Here is a 19,598-nt window from a genome sequence, read left to right as displayed (position 1 = left end):
CAATCAATTGAGGCCAAAACCCCAACAAACCAAAAGGTCCGTCGTCTCCAGGATGCACAGACTGTAGCGCCATAACGCCGCCCGCGCATCCCTTCCTACTGATCAACAATGTCAAAGAACTCCGGGGAAAATCCCCGCCCCGACCAGTCCGCGTCGCCCTAGTAACCAGCGCCGCACCCCGTCGGTGGAGGCGGGTTATAGGCCCCAGTCCGCCACCTGTAAACACCTTTTTTAAACAAAAATCACGTTTTTTGGAAAAAACTGCGCTTGGCAGGCAGAAGGATAACCCAAGAGGGAATGTCGACAACCACCCCTCCCGCACAGCGCGAAACCGACCTGCTACGACGCGGTAAACACGCCATTTATGCGGGGTAACCTTAGGCCGAGATGGGGAAATTACGGATCAAAGACGCCAATTTACCCCGAAATGAAGGCAGCAAAAGCCAGTTGGACAACAAACATCACACATCTGATCGAGATCAGGGCGATGTCAAAGCAACAGGCATATTAACAAGAGAGAAACTGCAACATATCATGCAGATGAGAGACCTGATGATTTTCACATATATATAGAGAGCCCCCTTCGCTTAATGACCCAAGGTGCGATGCGGTGCTGCATGATGGAAAGGCAACAAGGTTATTGCGATAAAAAGACGACCATTTCAGATCGTTAAATCATTGCCATTTTCCTGCCATTGTCGCCGGGCAGATGGCGCCCGCCAGCAACAGAATTTTCAGCAGGATATTCAGCGAGCCTCAATACTTCTTAAACCTTCCTGCTGGCACACTGCTTTTGGCACCTTCAAATACAAAACCCGGTAATTGGGGTTTCATAATTGCCTGCCGTTTTGTATAACATTTCCGCCGATGTTGCCAAAAAGAGCAACTCGTTGGGTACACTGCATTTTTGATGACAGGGGAGATCTACGGCGATGGCCGGAAGACAAATCGTATCGTTTGCTGCGCTTGCGGCCATCATTGGCGGGACAACCGGCTATATTCTTTCTGACGCACAACAGGGACACCATAGTCCGCTTTCTGCCTATGCAGCAGAAACCACGACCATGCCAAAACCGGCAATGTCACCGAAGCACCAGACCACACGGGAAATTGCTTCTGTTACGGAAACGGTTCCCGTGGATGAAGGTTCCCAAAAAAATTCGGATAATTCATCACGGCAGGACACTGTTGTGCTTGAAAAGGGATCGAACCTGATGGCGGTTCTGACCGGGGCCGGACTTGAGCGGTCGGTTGCCTTTGAGGCCATTGAGGCTTTGCGCGATGTTTATAACCCGCGCAAATTACGCGCCGGTCAGGAATTTGACCTGGTTTATGCCAGCGAAATCAGCGGCGACACCGGGGATCTTCTTGATACCTTGCGCTTTCAGCCCGACGCGGAAACCATCGTTTCGGTATCACGCACCGATGACGGTTTTAGCGCCTCGACCGACAAGGTAGAACTGGTTAGTTCACCCAATGCGACCAGCGGCACCATTGACCAAAGCCTGTTTATGGCCGCAGAAAAGAACGGCATGCCGTTGTCGGTTCTGATGGAAATGATCAAGCTTTATAGCTATGACGTCGACTTTCAGCGCGATATTCAGCCTGGCGACAGCTTTGAAGTCATGTATGACGACATGAAAAACCCCAAAGGCGACCTGGTTCGTCACGGGGATATCGTTTATGCCAGCATGAATATTCGTGGCACTGATTATCGCCTGTATTCCTATACCGACAGTGATGGCAATCAGGACTTTTACAACGAAAAGGGCGAATCGTTCCGGCGTGCGCTGATGCGGACCCCAGTAAATGGGGCGCGCCTGTCATCCGGGTTCGGGATGCGCAAACACCCGATTCTGGGATATAGCCGCATGCATCAGGGTGTGGACTTTGCCGCCCCGACCGGTACCCCGATTTTTGCCGCCGGTAACGGCACCATTGAACGCATTGGCAAGGTTGGCGGCTATGGCAATTATATTCGCCTGCGCCATAACAGCACCTATGAAACCGCCTATGGCCACATGGCACGGTTTGCCAAGGGACTTCATACCGGATCACGCGTCAAACAGGGCGATGTCATTGGTTATGTCGGCATGACAGGTAGCGCCACCGGGCCGCACCTGCATTTTGAAATTCTGAAAGCAGCCCATCAGGTTAACCCGATCAGCGTGAAAATGCCGAGCGGCCGGACCCTGACCGGGAAGGAACTTGACCGTTTTCGCAACAATTCGGAGCAGTTGCAAAAGCAATATGCCCAATTGTCGATCGAAGGTGCGAAGGTTGCCAGTGCCGACTAAAACGATTTAACGATTTGTCATTCTTTCGAACCCTGCCAGTTCCCCCTGGCAGGGTTTTCTTTTTGAACGTCTTTCCAAAATTTCGAGGAATATATCAGTACCGGGCACAGGAAACCGATCACTGGGAAAACGCCTGAAGTTCGCCCAACATCACATCATAAAATTCGCGTGCAACACCTGATAATGGATGCACATTCGAGGTGATGACCTCTAGCGGTTCAAGAATTTGCGGACGAAAAGGCAAAAGCCTGACATTGGACAGGTTAAATGAGTCTGCGAACAACCGGCAATTTAGCGCATCGACCAATGCCACCCCGACCCCGAGATTAACAAACGACAACGCATGAACCGTTGTATGAACCTCGACCGCCCGATTGAAAACAAGCCCGCGATCAGCATAAATCCTTTTTAGGGCCTTTGTTGTCGCGTTTTCAGAATCAAGAGTGACCCAGGGAGAATCGGCTATAATCTCGGGTGTCAGGGCGTCGTGATGTGCTGCCGGATGATCCTTGTGAATCGCACAATGACATAACAAATCCATCGCTACCGATTCATGGCTGAAAGAACTTTGCGATTTATCGACAAGCCCGATCTGATATTGGCCGGTTGATATTCCCTGACGAATCACCGAACACCCCGCCTGATGCAAACTGACCTGTACACCCGGATGTTGTTTTAAGTACCGTGCAATCAATTCGGGCAGGAACCGGTAAGACGGGCCAAAAATGCTGCAAATACGCAACCGGCCAGCCTTGTTGTTTTTTGCCGCTTTCAGGCTGTCATCAAGATGATTAAGGCTCTGAAGCAAGGTATAAACTTCGTCATGAAGGAAATGGGCCTCGTCTGTCGGGATCAGTTTGCCATTACTGCGAGCAAACAACCTGTAGCCAATATCGTTTTCGAGATTGGTCAGCATTTTGCTGGCAGCGGGCTGGCTAACGAAACTTCTTTCGGCGGCCCGGGTGATACTGCCGGTGACAAAAACCTCGTGAAAAATCCGCAAACGTTTAACATTCATCAACATAACTCAAAGTTATAACCTCATTAAAAACATTCAATATCATTATTCAAATACTTAAACTAGCATCAGATCAGGCGTTGGATCAGAGCGCAGCAAAAACAAAAAAAGTGCGATACCAAATTGCACTGTTTCAGTCTGGGAATATGCTTCTGCGGCGAACGCCCAATGAACAAGAATTTTTAAAACAGGGATTCAAAATGAATAAAGTGAAGTCAATTGTGGCTGCGGGGACCGCAATTTTTGTGATGCAAGTCGCAACGAGTTCGTCGGCCATGGCACAGGAACGCACCAGCACCCTGCAACAGGTAAAAGATCGCGGTTATCTGAGCTGTGTGATTGGCAATTCCTTTCCCGGATTTTACAGCCTTGATAAAGACGGCGAATGGCAGGGCATGGACATTGACATGTGCCGCGGCGTTGCCGCCGCCGTGTTTGGTGACGCGTCAAAAGTAAAATTCATGCCGGTTCAATGGGCACAAAGTTTTACGTCTATCAAAAGTGGCGAAGGCGACATGCTGTCCAAAGGCATGACCTGGACACTGTCGCGCGACACCAGCCAGGGCCTGGACTTTCTTGAAACCTATTTTTACGACGGCCAGGGTTTCATGGTGCGCAAGGATCTGGGCGTGAATTCGGTTAAAGACCTGAAAGGGGCAACGGTTTGTGTTCTTACCGGGACATCAAGCGAATTGAACCTTGCCGATTACAGCCGCACCCACGGACTGGACCTTAAAACCGTGGTATTTGATGATTCGGCAGTTCGTAATACCGCATTTTTCAATGAAAACTGCGATGCCCTGACCAATGACAAATCGGGCCTGGCGGCACAACGTTCCGCCGCACCAAACCCGGACGATTATGTTGTCCTGCCCGAAACCATTTCAAAAGAAGCCCTGTCCTTTGCCGTCACCCAGAATGACAGCGAATGGGCCAACATTGTAAAATGGACCTTTGAAGCAATGGTTGCGGCCGAAGAATATGGCATCACATCGGCCAATGTCGATGAGATGAAAAACAATTCGGCCAGCCCGGTTGTTCGCCGTATCCTTGGCACAGAAGGCGACCTGAATACCGGACTTGGACTGTCGCCGGACTGGGCATATCAAGTGATCAAGGCCGTTGGCAATTATGGTGAAATTTATGCCCGCAATGTCGGCCCCGACAGTGTTCTGGGCCTTGAACGTAAAGGCACACTCAACGCCTTGTGGCAGGATGGCGGGCTGATGTACGCCAAGTCTTTCCGTTAATACGCATTGGTCCTTGCATTTCAGGCAGGTCTTCGGGCCTGCCTGTTTCAAACCTTTCAAGGTTCGGTTTCCCGGCATGATCCCCACCCCGATACAAAAGCCGCACAAATCCCCGCCGGTGCGTTCTGCCCCCAAGCTGGCAGGGCATCGCCCGCTGGTTACTTTTTTAAATAAAGATGCAACACGCGCGGGCCTTATTCAGGGCGCGGTTCTTTTCCTTGTGCTTTTGCTTTTTCTTTATCTGTTTTCAAATGCAGCCCATAACCTTGACCGACTGGGCATGGTTTTCGGTTTTGATTTTTTAACCGCGACCGCAGGGTTCGATATTAGCTGGAGCCTTATTCCCTATGACCCCGGTATGAGTTACTGGCGGGTCTTTTTAGTGGGCATTACCAATACGCTGGTATTATCGGCGGCGGTTATCGTGTTTGGCACCCTGATCGGCACTATTGTTGGTATTCTTCGCCTGTCGCATAACCCGCTGGTCGCACAACTAGCACGTTGTTATGTCGAGGTTGTTCGAAATGTGCCATTGCTGATTCAGATTATTTTCTGGTTCACTGCGGTTTTTTCGGCACTGCCACCCCCGCGCAAGGGATTTGCCTTTGGCGATGTCTTTTTCCTCAACAATCGCGGGTTCTATTTCCCCACCGCACAGTCAGATATTCCTGCCATATGGTTTGTTATTGCGGTATGTGCCTTTGTGCTTGGCGGTTGGTTTTTGCGGCAACTTGCCCGATCGGGCAATGATAGCCGCTCACAAAAATCCCGGGCCGTTATGGCCGGTTGGGGATGCTGGGCTGCTTTACTGATCGCCTGCATCGTTGTCCTAGGCCGGTTTTTAACCTGGTCGGTCCCTGCCCTTGACGGATTTAACCTTGAAGGCGGGCAATATATTCCGGCTGCGTTCGGTGCCGCCTTTGTTGCCATGACGGTTTACCGGTCGGCGGCAATTGCCGAAACAGTTCGCGCGGGGATGCAATCCATTGACAAGGGGCAACACGAAGCTGCCGCAACAATCGGTTTTTCCCGGTATCAAACCCTGCGCCTTGTGCTGATCCCCCAGGCGGTACGAGCCATTATTCCGCCTTTGGCAAATTCGTGGCTGGTTGCCGTGAAGGATTCATCGCTTGCGGTTGCGATTGGGTTTCCCGAAATCGTGTCGGTTTTTATGCAGACCTCGATCAATCAGACAGGGCGCGCCATTGAAATCATATCAATGGTTATGGGTTTTTACATCGTGGTCAGCCTGAGCATTTCCTATTTGCTGAACCGCTATAACGCCCACGTGCAGTATAAGGTCAGATAAATGAGCAACAAAACCGGGCTAAAACAGTTCGTTGCGAAACCTGCACGTCTGCCAACCCAAAATGATCAAACCATCATCCGGCGCATTCACAGCCGCTGTTTCAACACCATCGGCAACAGCATACTGACAATCTCGGTTGTAGTTCTGGGCTGGTATGTTATCAGCGCGGCCCTTGACTGGGCTGTGTTTAATGCCGTGTGGCATGCCAGCACCCGGCGCGAATGCATGAATATCAGCTCGGAGGGGGCATGCTGGGCCGGCGTGATAAGCTGGTTTAACGGGCTGATTTATGGCCGCTACCCAGCAGACCAGCAATGGCGGATCAATCTTGGCTTCATCCTTGCCGTAATGTGGCTTTTCCCGCTGAGCTGTCAGAAAATTGCCTATCGCAACTTTATCTTGCTGTCATGGATCGGATTATATCCGTTTTTCGGCGCCTATCTGTTTCTGGGTGGCACCTTCGGGGTCGATATCGGAGTATTTCATGGCGTTCTGACCTGCCTTGCAAGTGGCTTTTTCATATTGCTGTATGCAAACTGGCTTCTGGCGATTTTAAACAAACCGCATCTTTGCGAAATGTTTCAACCGCTGGCATCGCGTCTGTTTAACCGCTGGTCACAGCCCCTGTGCCTGGTTTTTGTGTGGCTCGTCCTTAGCCTGCCTGCGGCGGCTGTTCTTTCGCAGGTGCAATTGCAACCCGTGGCAATCGAACGGTGGGGCGGACTGTTCCTGACCCTGATCATCGCCACCTTCGCCATTACCATGTCCATCCCCATTGGGGTAATCCTGGCACTGGGGCGCCAATCGACATTGCCGGTTGTTCACTGGTTATCGCTTTTGGTGATCGAGCTTGTGCGTGCCGTTCCCCTGATTACGGTCTTGTTTATGGCTGTAACGCTGTTACCGATTTTTCTGCCCAGTGATATGGAACTCAACAAGCTGTCGCAGGTTCTGTTTGCTGTGTGCATTTTTGCCGGGGCTTATATGGCGGAAAATATCCGTGGCGGTTTGCAAGCCATTCCACGCGGGCAATATGAAGCGGCACAGGCGCTTGGCCTGGGATACTGGTTCACCATGCTGCTTATTGTATTGCCCCAGGCATTGCGACTTATGATCCCCAATATCATGACATCGTTCATCAGCATTTTAAAAGATACCACGCTGGTATCCATTATCGGGCTGTTCGACATCATGCTGATGGCGCGCAACATATCAAACGACAAGGACTGGATCGGGCTGCATACCGAACCCATTGCCATGATCTCGATCCTGTTTTTTGTCCTTTGCTACAGCATGTCGCAATACAGTCTTAACCTTGAAAAACGCCTGAAGGTGGATCGCTCATGACTTTGCAGAACCGTTCGGCGACCACCCCGGAGCCCCATGGCCGCGCAATCGAAATTAGCGGACTTAACAAATGGTATGGTGCCCATCACGTTTTGCGCGACATATCGCTTGATATTGCGGAAAGCGAGATCATGGTGGTGTGTGGCCCCTCAGGATCAGGAAAATCAACACTGATCCGGTGCCTTAACCATCTTGAAGAATATCAGGAAGGCGAGGTTTCGGTATTTGGTCACACATTGCAGCGCAATCCCCAAAGTGACCGTTATATTCATCAGACCATCGGCATGGTCTTTCAAAGCTTTAACCTGTTCCCCCATTTAAGTGTATTGCAAAACTGCACTTTGGGCCTGACATGGCTTCGTAAAAAAAGCGACAGCGAAGCCCGCGACATCGCCATGAGTTTGCTCGAACGGATTGGAATTGCCAATCTCGCAGATCGCTTTCCCGGGCAAATTTCGGGTGGGCAGCAACAGCGCGTTGCCATTTCCCGGTCCCTGGCGATGGAACCGAAAATCATGCTGTTTGACGAACCGACATCCGCACTTGACCCGGAAATGGTCAAGGAAGTGCTTGATGTGATGGTTAACCTTGCCAAAACAGGCATGACGATGGTGTGCGTAACCCACGAAATGCAATTCGCCCGCCAGGTCGCCGACCGCGTCGTCTTTATGGAGGATGGCGAAATTGTCGAAGTCGGACCGCCCGAACAGGTTTTGCTCAATCCGCAATGGGACCGCACGAAGGAATTTCTCGACCATATCCTTTAGCTGATCGCAGCCTGCAAAAACAACCACGTCAAAAGAACGGAAAATGATCGAAATGTTGGCAAAACATTCATCGAATTACACCCATGCGCCTTATTGGCTTGAAGATACGTCGATCAAGGCTGCACCCGCGACATTTCAACACCAGGATCTTCCCGCTTCTGTCGACGTGGTTATTGTCGGTGGCGGTTTTACCGGCTTGTCCGCGGCCATAACCCTGATCCGTGCCGGTTTAAAGGTTGCCCTGTTTGAAGCGGGACATTTAGGCAGCGGTGCAAGCACCCGCACCGGTGGAATGCTGGGACCAAGTTTTAGCAAACTGGGTGTTAACGGGTTGGAACGCCATTACGGGCGCGATCAGGTTCATGCCTCGATCAAGGAAAGCCTGGTCGCGTTTGACTGGCTGGTAAAATTTATCCGGGACGAACAAATTGATTGTGACCTGCAAATATGCGGGCGGTTTCGCGGTGCCAGCCATCCATCACATTATGCCGGGCTGGTTGAACAGGCAAACGAACTGGCAAAAATTGTCGATTTCCCGGCAATTGAAGTCAGCCGTAACGAACAGATGCAGGAAGTTGGCAGCAACCGTTATTATGGCGGGCTGGTTTACCCAACCGACGGTGCCGTGCAACCGGCAAAGCTGTTTCGTGGATTATGCCAAATTGCCCAAAAAGACGGTGCGATGCTGGTTGAACAAACGCCCGTGCGTCATGTTGAAAAGCAAAACGGGAAATTTACCGTTCGCTTTGACAACGGCGAAATCAAAGCCGGGCATGTCATTATCGCCACCAACGGCTATACCGGTGGCGCATTTTCACAATTCAAGCGGCGTTTGATCCCTATTCGCTCGGCCATCATCGCAACAGAGGAACTGCCAGAGGCTGTTATCCGTTCTGTTTCGCCCAAATTGCGTTGCCACGGCAGCACCGAAAGACTTTCAGCCTATTATCGCCCCTCGCCCGATGGCAAGCGCATCCTGTTTGGCGGGCGTGCCTTTGGACGCGGGGACCGGCCCGACCTTTATTCACACTATTTGCGTAATTTTATGGTTCGGTTATTTCCCCAGCTTCAAACTGCAAAAATCGATTACGCATGGTCTGGGCTGGTTGCCTACACCTTCGATCATGTGCCCCATATTGGCGAGCTTGATGGCCTGCATTATGCCATGGGCTATTGTGGATCCGGGGTTGGCCGGTCAAACTATTTCGGGCGCAAAATCGCCCAAAAAGTTATGGGCCTTGCCGAAGGCCGCACCACATTCGAGGATTACCCGTTTAAGGGACGCCCGTTTTATTATGGCAATCCTTGGTTTTTACCTGCGATCATGAAATGGCATGAACTTGCCGACCGCATGGGGCTATAGCCCGGGGCCAACTTCGCCAGATACCCCGGACACCAAGCTGTAGCCCCCAAAATGTCATCGCGATTCGCAGTCACACACAAACAAACGCCGGAGGTTTCAATGAAATCTCCGGCGTTGTCTTGATAATTATATAATGCCCGAATAAAGAAGCCTATCGGTACACAATGCAACAGGCCAGACTATCAAGCTGCATCGCGTTCGAATTGCAGTTTGGCCAGGCGGGCATAAAGCGGGCTGGTTTCAAGCAATTCATGGTGCGAGCCAATAGCGACCAGTTGTCCATCGTCAATCACAGCGATACGGTCTGCGTGCAGCACTGTCGACAGACGATGTGCAATGACCAGTGTTGTGCGCGACTTCATGATGGTTTCAAGCGCCTTTTGCACCACCTGTTCGCTTTCGGCATCCAGCGCGCTGGTGGCTTCGTCAAGCAGCAACACAGACGGGTTACGCAAAATGGCACGGGCAATGGCAATACGCTGGCGTTGACCACCGGAAAGACGAACACCCTTTTCCCCCAGAAAGGTTTTAAACCCGTCGGGTAAACGATCCAAAAACTCGCTGGCATGGGCTGCATCGGCCGCAGCCCTTACATCGGCGTCTGAAGCATCGGGGCGCCCGTAACGAATGTTTTCCCAGGCGTTGGCAGCAAAAATAACCGGGTCCTGCGCAACCAGCCCCAAACGTTCACGCACAGCAATGGGATCAGCCTGTCGAATATCAACACCATCAAGCGAAATCAGCCCCGAAGCCGGGTCGTAAAACCGCAGCAGCAATTGGAAAACAGTGGTTTTACCCGCACCGGACGGGCCAACCAGCGCCACAGTTTCCCCTGCATGAACATCAAGCGAAAAACCGGTCAGGGCGGAACGATCAGGCCGGGCGGGGTAATGGAAGGTAACATTTTCAAACCGGACATTACCCTGCGGGCGGTCTGGCATGGCCACCGCATTGGCCGGGGCCGCAATGCCAGGCCGGGTATGTAACAGGGCCACCAGCCGTTCGGCGGCACCGGCGGCACGCTGCAAATCACCAATGACTTCGCTGATGGCACCGACAGAACCGGCCACCACAACCGCATAAAACACAAAGGCCGAAAGTTCCCCGGCGGAAATCGTGCCATTCAGCACATCATGCCCGCCGATCCACAAAATAACGCCAACCGCACCAAACACCATAATAATGACCACGGCGGTCAACAGGGCACGGGCGGAAATACGTGAAATAGAGGTTTTAAACGCCCCTTCAACATACCCGTTAAAGCGATTGCTTTCGATTTCTTCGTGGGTATAGGCCTGCACCGTGCGCAGTGCATTGATCGATTCTTCGGAAAAAGCACTGACATCGGCGATGCGATCTTGCGAGTCCCGCGACAGACGACGCACCTTGCGACCATAAAAAATGATCGGCACCACCACTAACGGCACGACCAGCAAGACAAGAGCCGTCAATTTGGGGCTGGTAATGGCCAACATCGCCAGGCCGCCGACGAACATAAGAATATTGCGAAGCGCAATAGAAACACTGGAACCGATAACCACCTGCAACAGGGAAGTGTCGGTTGTCAGGCGTGACAACACCTCGCCGGTGCGGGTGACTTCAAAAAAGCCGGGATCAAGACGAATGATGTGAGCATAAATCGCCCGGCGAATGTCGGCGACAACGCGTTCCCCGATCCAGGAAACCAGATAGAATCGGGAATAACTGGCAAGCGCCATCAGAATGGTGAAGCCTAAAAGCACAAATAACGCCTGGTCAAGAAGGCCGCCATTGCCATCGGCAAAGCCCTTGTCGACCAGAAAACGCAACCCGTTACCCAAAGCCAAAACCGTACCCGACGCCACAATCAGGGCAAGGGAGGCACCAGCTATTTGTAATTTATAGGGTTTAATAAAGGGCACAATAGCCCGCAAAGAGGAGAGATCCCGGCTTCGATCACGATCTTCGAGGCGGGGGGACTTTCGCGGAGAGGTCGCCACGGCAATATTCCAGTTCTGTAATATCGACAGGAAAACGCCGGACCAAGGATTTAGTCCAGCGCGATCTTGTGCCCGGTCTTAACGGCAAGATCGGCAGCAAGCTGTTCGTGCAAGGTTGTGGCCCCCCGGGTGGAGCGCCAGCTTTCGGTGTCTTCGTCATAATCATAATGGCTGGCACCGCTTACGGGTGAGGACATCCAGATCTGACGGTTAAGGGCGTGTTTGTTAATGATAAACTGTTCACCCGAATCGAGTTCGATCGTTAAAATACCGGCTTCCAGATCAACGTCAATCTTGTCACCGATTGCATCATCAACAACATCAGAGATGGTTTCGATGGTCTGATCCGCAAGGCGATGAAAAAAGGTTTCTTCAAGAGGCACAATCAAACTCCGTCTGTCAGGCGGGAGGGCGTGTTGCCGTACCCGTGATCGTTTTGGTCCGTTGGCGCACCATACTATATAAGGTGAAGCGTGCAAGTAGACATCATCAATGACGGCAAGGAAATCCTGCGTTTTGCCTGATCCGAGATATTTACGGTGACAGGGGTTGCGCAGTTGGATTTTTTCGCTTATACACCGCGCTTCAAATTCCGGAGTGATAGGCGATGAAACAAGACATCCATCCCGATTACCATGAAATCACCGTTCAGATGACGGACGGCAGCACCTACACCACCAAGTCGACCTGGGGTAAACCGGGCGACGTCATGAAGCTGGACATTGATCCGAAGAGCCATCCGGCTTGGACGGGTGTTCATCGTCTTCTTGACAGCGGTGGACAGCTTGCCAAGTTCAAAAAGCGTTTCGCTGGTTTCAATATCGGTAATAACTAAGAACACAAATCGCGTTTTTTGCGATTTATGGGATTATCGCCCGCTGCATCCAAAAGATGCGGTGGGCGTTTTTCTTTTCTGCGCCATCTTTATATACACGCTGACACGCCTCATATGCCTTACCAAACTATGGTATAGTTCAACGTTTCTTGCCATACTTGAACCGGGACAGAATGATCGAGGCGGGTAACATGTATGTCATGCCGTTTTCGCGGGGGCGCGAGGTATGAATCAGATGGTCGCGCGCAAGCAGATCAGCTATGAAATCTATATAAAAGACAGAATGGGCAAGTGGGTTATTCATGCCCACTATACCGGTGCGCAAAAAGCGATTGCCGAAGAGGAAACCCATCAGCTTGAGCGTGAACAGCATGTGATGGCTGTCAAGCTGATCCGCGAGGTTTACAGCAGCGAAACCAACAGTGCTGACGAATATATCGTATATCAGACTCGCGATGCTGAAAGCCGCGAAAAGATTGCGACCTCGCGTGCTGCCCATTCCATCGAGCAGGTTGCCGACCCCGCCCCCGACGAAAACAATGACACTGCCCCGGCTGCCAAAACAAAATCAAAGCCGCGCAAAAAGAAGGATATCGGCCTGATCGGGCTGATTCTTAAGCTGCTACTGGCTTTTTGCGGGGCTATAGCCATTGGGCTTGCGGTTATGCTGGGCTCGGCACGCTTGCTGGAATATCTGCCGGGCATGGGCTATCACATCAGCCAGGGGGTGTTTGAAAAGGCCAACTTTTTTGCCTTTGTCCTTGGGTTTGTCGTCTCAATTACGCCCATGACAATGGCTCTGACCCGGCAGTTTCGCAGCTCGTCACGCAGCCGCAAAAAAGATAACACCCCGGACCAGGCCGCAGTCGCCCCGACAATTCCCAGTGGCCCAACCGACGAACAAATGCGTCAGGCCCGGGCCGAGGCCCTGCGCCGCAGCCTGGAAGAAAACCGTGCCGCTGCCAGCGACGAACCGGCCAGCACCCCCGCGCCCCCTGACGAAGATGACAGTGAAGCAACAGGCCAGCCCGAACACCCCGAACCGGAAAAAACCCCGGCCTTGCAGGCAACCCGGCAAATCATGCGTGATTTTATGGCGGGGTCGGTGATTGCAATTAGCGAGACCATGCCACAAATGGATGCCTATCATAAATTTGGCATCAATCTGTATGTTGCCGGGGCGTGCGATGCATGCAGCGAGCGCAACGCCCTGCCGCATGATAATGGCCGCACCATTTTACGCGATTGCATTTCAGCCCTTGGGGCCAACGGCAAAATGTCGGAAACCTTTTGCAACAGCGTGGATCAATACCTGCTGGAACCCAAATATAACGATATGTATGGGGCGGGACGCGATTCTATGCTGAATTTCATGAAAGATGAAAACAGCATTTCGGTGTCTGTCGCCCATGCCCTGACTATCTGGTCGGAAAAACCGGCCCCGACAACACAGCAACCGGGTAAAAAAATTCATGCCCTGATGTTCACCGATATTGTCAATTCAACCCGGTTAACCCAGGAACTTGGCGATACTGGCGCGCAACAAATGATACATGCACACAATAAAATTGTTCGTACGGCACTTTTGAACAATTACGGAAAAGAAGTGAAACATATGGGGGACGGCATAATGGCCGTTTTCCCGTCGTCCAATGCGGCCGTTGAAGGTGCTATTGAAATTCAGCGGCAAATGGCCCGATATAACGCGACGGGAAAACTGGAATTCCATGTTCGCATTGGTATCAATGCCGGCGAGGCCCTTGCCGAGGAAAACGATTTATTCGGGGCGGTTGTGCAACTTGCGGCACGGGTATGTGCAGCCGCCACCGGCGACGAAACACTGGTATCACCCGCCGTCCGGGAAACATATGCAGGCAAGCGAGCAACCTTTACCTCGCGTGGAGCACGAACAATGAAGGGTTTTGACACCCCGATCGAAGTTTTTGCCGTAACCAGCCGCACCAAATAGGCGCTACGATACGATCAACACCTGTTGGAACAGCGATGACGACGGGGGACGGATACAGTATCACCGTATCATCAGGATCCCCCTTATATCGCAGTCCAATTGCCCGGCGCCTAGCCGAATGCCCAAAGCACCCGCCAGCCGTTCCTGTATTCATCCCGAAATGGCAATTGAACGAAAGTAACCCAAAGCAAAAGCCGCCTGTGGCAACCCTTGCAGGGCTACAGGCATTGTCGCCGTCAATCCGCCGGGCGATGCCGGGCTGCGACCTGCAATTCCATACGGGCCGCGCGCATATAAAGCGAATGGGCACGATCCATTAAATCAAGCAAAGCCGGGGTTATTGTTGAACAACGATCACGGTCATCCTGAATGCATATTTTAATATCAACCATCAAATCGTCGCCATCAACCGCATCCGACCAGTCTATTTCACCGGCCTCCACCGCGCGAACCGACAACAGCCACGCCATGGAGCGGATCAGCCGCGTGGTCATACGCATTTCTTCGCGGAACTGGGCAATCGCGCCATCGCTTAACAGGTCTAGCCTGTCACGCTTGCGATTGGCAGACAGGTAGTCCCGGGCCTCGACCAAAAGGGTCAGGGCCTCGTCATAAGTCTTGGAAAACGGCACGATGACAAAATTGCTGTCATAGTTACTTTTTCCACGCAATGGCGGCGGATCATATGTCATCCACCGTATATTGGACTATCTGGAATGTAGTTCAAGCATCAAGGGTACCAAAAGACGAAGAGGCCGCTCCTGATAAGAGCGACCTCGCCTCAACCTGCTAAACTTGCCGGACTGTTTTATTTTTTGCGAATCTATACTCCCGGCTCCGGCTCGGTCAAGCGCATAAGTGTCAAAAATGTGACTATACGTATTAGTACGTATCCTCAGCATAAAAAAGAACCGCCCTACCAAAGGGCGGCCCAGTTTAACAGGGAGGCATCGAAACATCACGTTCGACAAGGGTAAAACTGAACCCTTAATCTTACATATAGATCGGCAGAATTAACATTCAATGAACCCAGGGTTTATTTTATCATTTAAGTGACACCCTAATGAACTTTCATTGAAATATTCAGGTTCTAAAAAGGGCTTCGGCCCCTTTGCGCACACCGTCGCGGCGCACCAGCGCCTGTTCGACCCGTTCTATTTCCGACAACAGGACGGCTTTGTAATCAGCCAGGTTTTCAACAGACATATCCTCAAGGTCGCGCGGAATACCCACCGGCATCCCCGCGGCTGCCTGAGCCAGAATATCGTCTTGCGCCATCATCGCCCTCCGTCGTTGCTGTTCCAACAGGACACATCAAAAAGCCTTGCCGCCGGTTTGGGTCGCCCGTCCGATCCAACAGAGCGCAACATCATGGCAACAAAAACCTTTCATATCTCGAACTGAAAACTAGATAATGATCAAACATCCATTTCGCCACAAAGGACAAGACATGAGCACGCAAAAAATTCCTGACACCATAAAAATCATCGCAATTGAAGAAAGTGGTGAAAACGGGCGACTGGTTACACAAAACGGGCCGTGTCCCCGTCCCGGTCCTGGCGAAGTCCTGGTCAAAATTGCCGCAGCCGGCATTAACCGCCCCGATTTGATGCAAGTCGCAGGCATGTATCCGCCGCCGCCCGGCGCATCCGATATCCCGGGGCTGGAACTGGCCGGGCAAATCGTTGCCTGCGGGGATGATTGCGGTGAATGGCAACCGGGTATGGATGTGTGCGCGCTGGTAACAGGCGGTGCCTATGCGCAATATGCGGTGGTCCCGGCGCAACAATGCCTGCCAGTACCAAAGGGGTTATCCCTGACCGAAGCAGCCTGCCTGCCTGAAACGTTTTTTACCGTCTGGCACAATGTATTCGACAAGGCGCAGTTGCAGGCGGGCGAGGTATTTTTGGTCCATGGCGGCACATCGGGCATTGGCACCACCGCCATTCAAATGGCAAAGGCCATGGGTGCGACGGTGATTGCCACAGCAGGTAGTGATGAAAAATGCGAGGCCTGCCGCAAGCTGGGAGCAGATCACGCCATAAACTATCGCGATCAGGATTTTGTTGCCGCCGTAATGGAAGCAACCGATGGCAAAGGGGCAAATGTCATCCTTGATATGGTGGCTGGCGATTATATCGACCGCGATTTCAAATGTGCAGCGCAGGATGGCCGCATTGCCGTGATTGCCTTTTTACGCGGCCCCAAGGCCGAAACCAACTTTTTGCCGTTATTGCGCAAACGCCTGACCCTGACCGGTTCCACATTACGCGCCCAGCCTGTTGCCGCCAAAGGGGCGATTGCCGACAAACTGCGCAAAACCATTTGGCCACTGATCGAAGAAGGCAGGATAAAACCGGTAATTTACCGCGAGGTTGCATTTGACGATGCCCAGCAGGGACACGATATCCTGAAAGACGGGGCCCATATTGGCAAAGTCGTGATCAAAATGGGTTAAGATGCCGGTCCAAAGGCCGATTTTAACGTTTAAAACGGGCAAATCGGACCTGCAAAAATATTATTGCCCCTTAATCGCAACAGAATGTTGCTTTTAGGTGCGCATTGACCGAAAAGAACGCAGTGGTGCGTTGGGCATTCGCGCGCGGCTAACCGTTGGTTGGCCTGCTGCGTTGCCGATCCACCAAAAGAGATTATATTCTGGGGCAGATATTGCCGCGTTTTGGGGCTTTACCCATCGCCGGTCTCCAGAAGTTAAATGATAACAGGAGGAATTATGGCTCAGCCCCTCATGCCGAAAGCAACTGCTGTATGGCTTATCGACAATACCGGCTTGTCATTCCGGCAGATTGCCGCCTTCACCGGTTTGCACGAGCTTGAAATCCAGGCAATCGCCGATGGCGATGTCAGCCAGGGGATCGTCGGGCGTGACCCGGTGGCAAATGGTCAGTTGACCCAGGCAGAAATCACCCGTTGCGAGGGCGACCCGCGCGAAGTTCTCAAGTTGGCAAAATCGGACCTTCCGCGCCCGCGTTCGCAAAGCAAAGGTGCGCGTTATACCCCGGTTTCAAAACGCCAGGATCGCCCGAATGCCATTGCGTGGCTGCTAAAGCACCATCCGGAACTTGCAGATTCGCAGGTTTGCAAACTGATTGGCACCACCAAGGATACGATCGGCAAAATTCGCGATCGCAGCCATTGGAATTCGTCCAATCTTGTACCGCGCAATCCCGTTACCATGGGTCTTTGCACCGAACTTGACCTGGAAAAACAGGTTGTGATCGCACGCAACAAAAACCCGGAAAAAATTGTCCGCGATGTCGAGCCCGATCCGCTGCCCGAAGAATTGCAGATCAAACCGGAACCCGATTTTCCCGGTGCCGAAAAAGAGAAAAAAGAAGAACGTGGCAAGTCTTCTCACGATTACAAGGAAGCTGCCGAGAACCTTTTCCGCAGCTAACCCGATCAAATCAGTCAGGCCGCCGAAAGGCGGCCTTTCTTTTTGGTCAGATTGTTGGTTTCATATGAATGCAGCCGAACCGTCATATTATTGAAACGCGCCTGCATTAGCATTCATTCGCACCTTCAAACAGGCCGATAGAAAAACAATTTTATGCAAAAACGCCCAACCGAACGTCAGGCCAGTATTGTAGAAACAGTCCGCGCTGACGGATTTCGTACCATTGAAGACCTTGCCGAGCGTTTTCAGGTTACAGCACAAACCATTCGCCGCGATGTAAATGCGCTGTGTGAAGAAGGTTTATTGCGCCGTCGCCATGGCGGAGTTGAACCAGCCCTGGAACACGAAAACATCGCCTATCGCGCCCGCAAGGTTTTACATGTAAATGAAAAACGCAAAATTGCGGCCCTGGTGGCGCGTCACATTCCCGATGGAGCATCATTGTTCTTTTCCATCGGCACCACACCGGAACTGGTTGCCAGTGCGCTTTTGCAGCACCGATCCTTGCGCATATTTACCAATAATCTGAATGTAGCCTACGTTGCGGCCACCAATGACAGCTTTGATGTTACTCTGATTGGCGGTCGCCTGCGAAACCGTGATCGCGACGTTCTAGGCCCCGAAGTCGAAACTTTCTTTAACAGTTATAAGGTTGATTACGGCATTTTCGGTGTTGGCGGCATAGACCCGGATGGCAGCCTGCTTGATTTTGATGAACAGGAAGTGCGCGCCCGCTCGGCCATTCTTGCCAATTCACGGCAGAATTATCTGGTGGCAGATCACACCAAATTTGGACGTAACGCCGTGGTACGCGGCGGCAATATTGCCCAGGTAACAGCATTTTTTACCGACACGACCCCGCCCGACCCGATCATCGCCATGATCGAAAAAACCGGTGTTGATCTGCATGTGCCCGAACCAGGTGCCGAATTTCCAACCTTTTATGTTCCGGACGATCATTGATACCTGGTGGAAACTGGCAAGGGGCAACGTGGACGTTAATTGACAATAATGAACAGGGCGCATGACCAGACATTAGGCGCGCCTAATTGCCCAGTTGGTTAATTTTTTAATGGCACCTTACAAAACCATATTCCCCAGCCCGGCGGCCTGTATCCCGTTATGAACCGCCCGCAACCCGGCTGTGAGGGTTTTATCACGACGCAAAATAACCGCCAGTTCCCGCCCCAAATCCGGCAACAGGGGCCGCGACACGACAGGCAGGCGCGTGCGCCCTGGCACCACCGCCATTGATGGCAATATTGAAGCCCCAAGTCCCGCGCCAACAAGTTCCTTGATCGCCTCGACACTGCCAAGTTCCATAACCGGGCGCGCGGCCACATTACCGTCTGCCCGCAGCCACCCATCGGCAATGTTGCGTGTGTTTGACCCCTGTTCAAAAAATACCAGCGGAAACCCCGCCAACACCTGTGGGGTAACAACATCGCCAACATTGGCGTCGGCGGCAAAAATTGCCACAAACGGGTCTTTCATAATCGGGGTTATATCCAGGGCACGGCTGTTTACCGGCAGGGTCACAAACCCGATATCAAGGTCGTTATCCTCAACCAGCCGGGTCATTTCGGCGGTATTGCCGGTTTTTACCGAAATTTCCAAATCGGGAAAACGATGCTGAATATCTGCCAGAACAGCAGGCAAAAAATATATGCAGGCTGTTGCCCCGCAACCGATCCTTACCCGCCCGCGCACACCATCGCCAAACGATGCCACAGCATCCAGTGCATCACGAAGAGCATGGTCGATCGGCCCGATATGCGCACGCAATGCCTGGCCCGCCGCCGTTGGCATGGCACGTTTGCCAATGCGTTCGATCAGTCGAACGCCAAGCCGTGTTTCCAGCAGCTTTACCTGCTGGCTGATTGCGGGCTGGCTTAAATTCCGGCGTTCGGCTGCGGCCGAAAAACTGCCCAGATCAATAACATCGGCAAAGGTTTGCAGGTGATCCAGGTTAAATCCGCGCACTATTGGTTTTCCTTATGGTTTGTATAAATAATCAAACACATACTTATGATAAAAACCAATCTA

17 protein-coding genes are annotated in these 19,598 nt (G+C 52.1%); 11 read left to right on the top strand and 6 right to left on the bottom strand.

What is annotated here, in order from left to right:
* Positions 1-932: 932 nt before the first annotated feature.
* Complete coding sequence (locus tag J4E05_RS16365; protein WP_349597531.1) at positions 933-2,297, top strand: M23 family metallopeptidase; 1,365 nt, start codon at positions 933-935, stop codon at positions 2,295-2,297.
* Between the two features lie 118 nt (positions 2,298-2,415).
* On the opposite strand, the gene J4E05_RS16360 is transcribed toward J4E05_RS16365, so the two are convergent.
* A complete protein-coding gene (locus tag J4E05_RS16360) occupies positions 2,416-3,315 on the bottom strand; it encodes a LysR family transcriptional regulator (protein ID WP_085595155.1) in 900 nt (299 codons plus the stop codon).
* 200 nt (positions 3,316-3,515) lie between these two features.
* On the opposite strand from J4E05_RS16360, the gene J4E05_RS16355 reads away from it, so the two are divergent.
* From J4E05_RS16355 to J4E05_RS16335, 5 genes are all read left to right on the top strand, one after another.
* A complete protein-coding gene (locus J4E05_RS16355; protein ID WP_349597529.1) occupies positions 3,516-4,565 on the top strand; it encodes an amino acid ABC transporter substrate-binding protein in 1,050 nt (349 codons plus the stop codon).
* 76 nt (positions 4,566-4,641) lie between these two features.
* Positions 4,642-5,874, top strand: coding sequence for an amino acid ABC transporter permease (locus J4E05_RS16350; RefSeq protein WP_349597527.1), 1,233 nt, complete (start codon positions 4,642-4,644; stop codon positions 5,872-5,874).
* On the top strand, positions 5,875-7,221 hold the full coding sequence (locus J4E05_RS16345) for an amino acid ABC transporter permease (protein WP_349597525.1): 1,347 nt from the start codon (positions 5,875-5,877) through the stop codon (positions 7,219-7,221). It abuts the gene before it with no gap.
* Positions 7,218-7,988: an amino acid ABC transporter ATP-binding protein gene (locus tag J4E05_RS16340; RefSeq protein ID WP_349597523.1), complete on the top strand. Its 771-nt coding sequence runs from the start codon at positions 7,218-7,220 to the stop codon at positions 7,986-7,988. The genes J4E05_RS16345 and J4E05_RS16340 overlap by 4 nt, the downstream gene beginning before the upstream one ends.
* A 43-nt stretch (positions 7,989-8,031) precedes the next feature.
* Positions 8,032-9,351: an NAD(P)/FAD-dependent oxidoreductase gene (locus J4E05_RS16335; RefSeq protein ID WP_349597522.1), complete on the top strand. Its 1,320-nt coding sequence runs from the start codon at positions 8,032-8,034 to the stop codon at positions 9,349-9,351.
* Positions 9,352-9,533: 182 nt separating this feature from the next.
* On the opposite strand, the gene J4E05_RS16330 is transcribed toward J4E05_RS16335, so the two are convergent.
* Positions 9,534-11,330: an ABC transporter transmembrane domain-containing protein gene (locus tag J4E05_RS16330; RefSeq protein ID WP_085595136.1), complete on the bottom strand. Its 1,797-nt coding sequence runs from the start codon at positions 11,328-11,330 to the stop codon at positions 9,534-9,536.
* 50 nt (positions 11,331-11,380) lie between these two features.
* A complete protein-coding gene (gene cyaY, locus J4E05_RS16325) occupies positions 11,381-11,713 on the bottom strand; it encodes an iron donor protein CyaY (RefSeq protein WP_246833090.1) in 333 nt (110 codons plus the stop codon).
* Positions 11,714-11,937: 224 nt separating this feature from the next.
* Here cyaY and rpmE point away from each other — a divergent pair, with 224 nt between their 5' ends.
* Together rpmE and J4E05_RS16315 are read left to right on the top strand one after the other, a co-directional pair.
* On the top strand, positions 11,938-12,165 hold the full coding sequence (gene rpmE, locus J4E05_RS16320; protein ID WP_073956141.1) for a 50S ribosomal protein L31: 228 nt from the start codon (positions 11,938-11,940) through the stop codon (positions 12,163-12,165).
* A 226-nt stretch (positions 12,166-12,391) separates the two neighbouring features.
* Positions 12,392-14,134 (top strand): adenylate/guanylate cyclase domain-containing protein, encoded by a 1,743-nt coding sequence (locus J4E05_RS16315; RefSeq protein ID WP_349597519.1) that lies wholly within the window; start codon positions 12,392-12,394, stop codon positions 14,132-14,134.
* Positions 14,135-14,370: 236 nt separating this feature from the next.
* On the opposite strand, the gene J4E05_RS16310 is transcribed toward J4E05_RS16315, so the two are convergent.
* Positions 14,371-14,826, bottom strand: a complete 456-nt coding sequence (locus J4E05_RS16310; protein ID WP_085595141.1) for a DUF1465 family protein — start codon at positions 14,824-14,826, stop codon at positions 14,371-14,373.
* Positions 14,827-15,217: 391 nt separating this feature from the next.
* A complete protein-coding gene (locus J4E05_RS16305; RefSeq protein ID WP_085595143.1) occupies positions 15,218-15,415 on the bottom strand; it encodes a DUF1192 domain-containing protein in 198 nt (65 codons plus the stop codon).
* 169 nt (positions 15,416-15,584) lie between these two features.
* On the opposite strand from J4E05_RS16305, the gene J4E05_RS16300 reads away from it, so the two are divergent.
* The 3 genes from J4E05_RS16300 to J4E05_RS16290 all read left to right on the top strand — a co-directional run bounded on the left by J4E05_RS16300 (position 15,585) and on the right by J4E05_RS16290 (position 18,515).
* Positions 15,585-16,592 (top strand): NAD(P)H-quinone oxidoreductase, encoded by a 1,008-nt coding sequence (locus tag J4E05_RS16300; RefSeq protein WP_349597517.1) that lies wholly within the window; start codon positions 15,585-15,587, stop codon positions 16,590-16,592.
* Positions 16,593-16,868: 276 nt separating this feature from the next.
* Positions 16,869-17,552 carry a DUF1013 domain-containing protein gene (locus tag J4E05_RS16295; RefSeq protein ID WP_085595147.1) on the top strand — a complete coding sequence of 228 codons (684 nt, stop codon included), beginning with the start codon at positions 16,869-16,871 and terminating at the stop codon, positions 17,550-17,552.
* A gap of 153 nt (positions 17,553-17,705) precedes the next feature.
* A complete protein-coding gene (locus J4E05_RS16290; protein ID WP_349597515.1) occupies positions 17,706-18,515 on the top strand; it encodes a DeoR/GlpR family DNA-binding transcription regulator in 810 nt (269 codons plus the stop codon).
* 117 nt (positions 18,516-18,632) lie between these two features.
* Here the strand turns inward: J4E05_RS16290 and J4E05_RS16285 are convergent, their stop codons facing one another.
* Positions 18,633-19,535, bottom strand: coding sequence for a LysR family transcriptional regulator (locus tag J4E05_RS16285; protein WP_349597513.1), 903 nt, complete (start codon positions 19,533-19,535; stop codon positions 18,633-18,635).
* Positions 19,536-19,598: the final 63 nt, after the last annotated feature.

It is taken from the genome of Thalassospira sp. NFXS8 (genome assembly GCF_040148805.1).
Classification (GTDB): domain Bacteria; phylum Pseudomonadota; class Alphaproteobacteria; order Rhodospirillales; family Thalassospiraceae; genus Thalassospira.
The sequence above is the reverse complement of the archived record's forward strand: the minus strand, read 5'-3'. Positions and strand labels throughout refer to the sequence as shown.

Bases quoted from the DNA above. Each gene is read 5' to 3' on its own strand.
- J4E05_RS16340 (WP_349597523.1), top strand. From the start codon at position 7,218: ATGACTTTGCAGAACCGTTCGGCGACCACCCCGGAGCCCCATGGCCGC.
- J4E05_RS16355 (WP_349597529.1), top strand. From the start codon at position 3,516: ATGAATAAAGTGAAGTCAATTGTGGCTGCGGGGACCGCAATTTTTGTG.
- J4E05_RS16310 (WP_085595141.1), bottom strand. From the start codon at position 14,826: ATGACATATGATCCGCCGCCATTGCGTGGAAAAAGTAACTATGACAGC.
- J4E05_RS16305 (WP_085595143.1), bottom strand. From the start codon at position 15,415: ATGATGGCGCAAGACGATATTCTGGCTCAGGCAGCCGCGGGGATGCCG.
- rpmE (WP_073956141.1), top strand. From the start codon at position 11,938: ATGAAACAAGACATCCATCCCGATTACCATGAAATCACCGTTCAGATG.
- J4E05_RS16295 (WP_085595147.1), top strand. From the start codon at position 16,869: ATGGCTCAGCCCCTCATGCCGAAAGCAACTGCTGTATGGCTTATCGAC.
- J4E05_RS16350 (WP_349597527.1), top strand. From the start codon at position 4,642: ATGATCCCCACCCCGATACAAAAGCCGCACAAATCCCCGCCGGTGCGT.
- J4E05_RS16300 (WP_349597517.1), top strand. From the start codon at position 15,585: ATGAGCACGCAAAAAATTCCTGACACCATAAAAATCATCGCAATTGAA.
- J4E05_RS16335 (WP_349597522.1), top strand. From the start codon at position 8,032: ATGATCGAAATGTTGGCAAAACATTCATCGAATTACACCCATGCGCCT.
- J4E05_RS16315 (WP_349597519.1), top strand. From the start codon at position 12,392: ATGAATCAGATGGTCGCGCGCAAGCAGATCAGCTATGAAATCTATATA.
- J4E05_RS16360 (WP_085595155.1), bottom strand. From the start codon at position 3,315: ATGAATGTTAAACGTTTGCGGATTTTTCACGAGGTTTTTGTCACCGGC.
- J4E05_RS16345 (WP_349597525.1), top strand. From the start codon at position 5,875: ATGAGCAACAAAACCGGGCTAAAACAGTTCGTTGCGAAACCTGCACGT.
- J4E05_RS16365 (WP_349597531.1), top strand. From the start codon at position 933: ATGGCCGGAAGACAAATCGTATCGTTTGCTGCGCTTGCGGCCATCATT.
- J4E05_RS16290 (WP_349597515.1), top strand. From the start codon at position 17,706: ATGCAAAAACGCCCAACCGAACGTCAGGCCAGTATTGTAGAAACAGTC.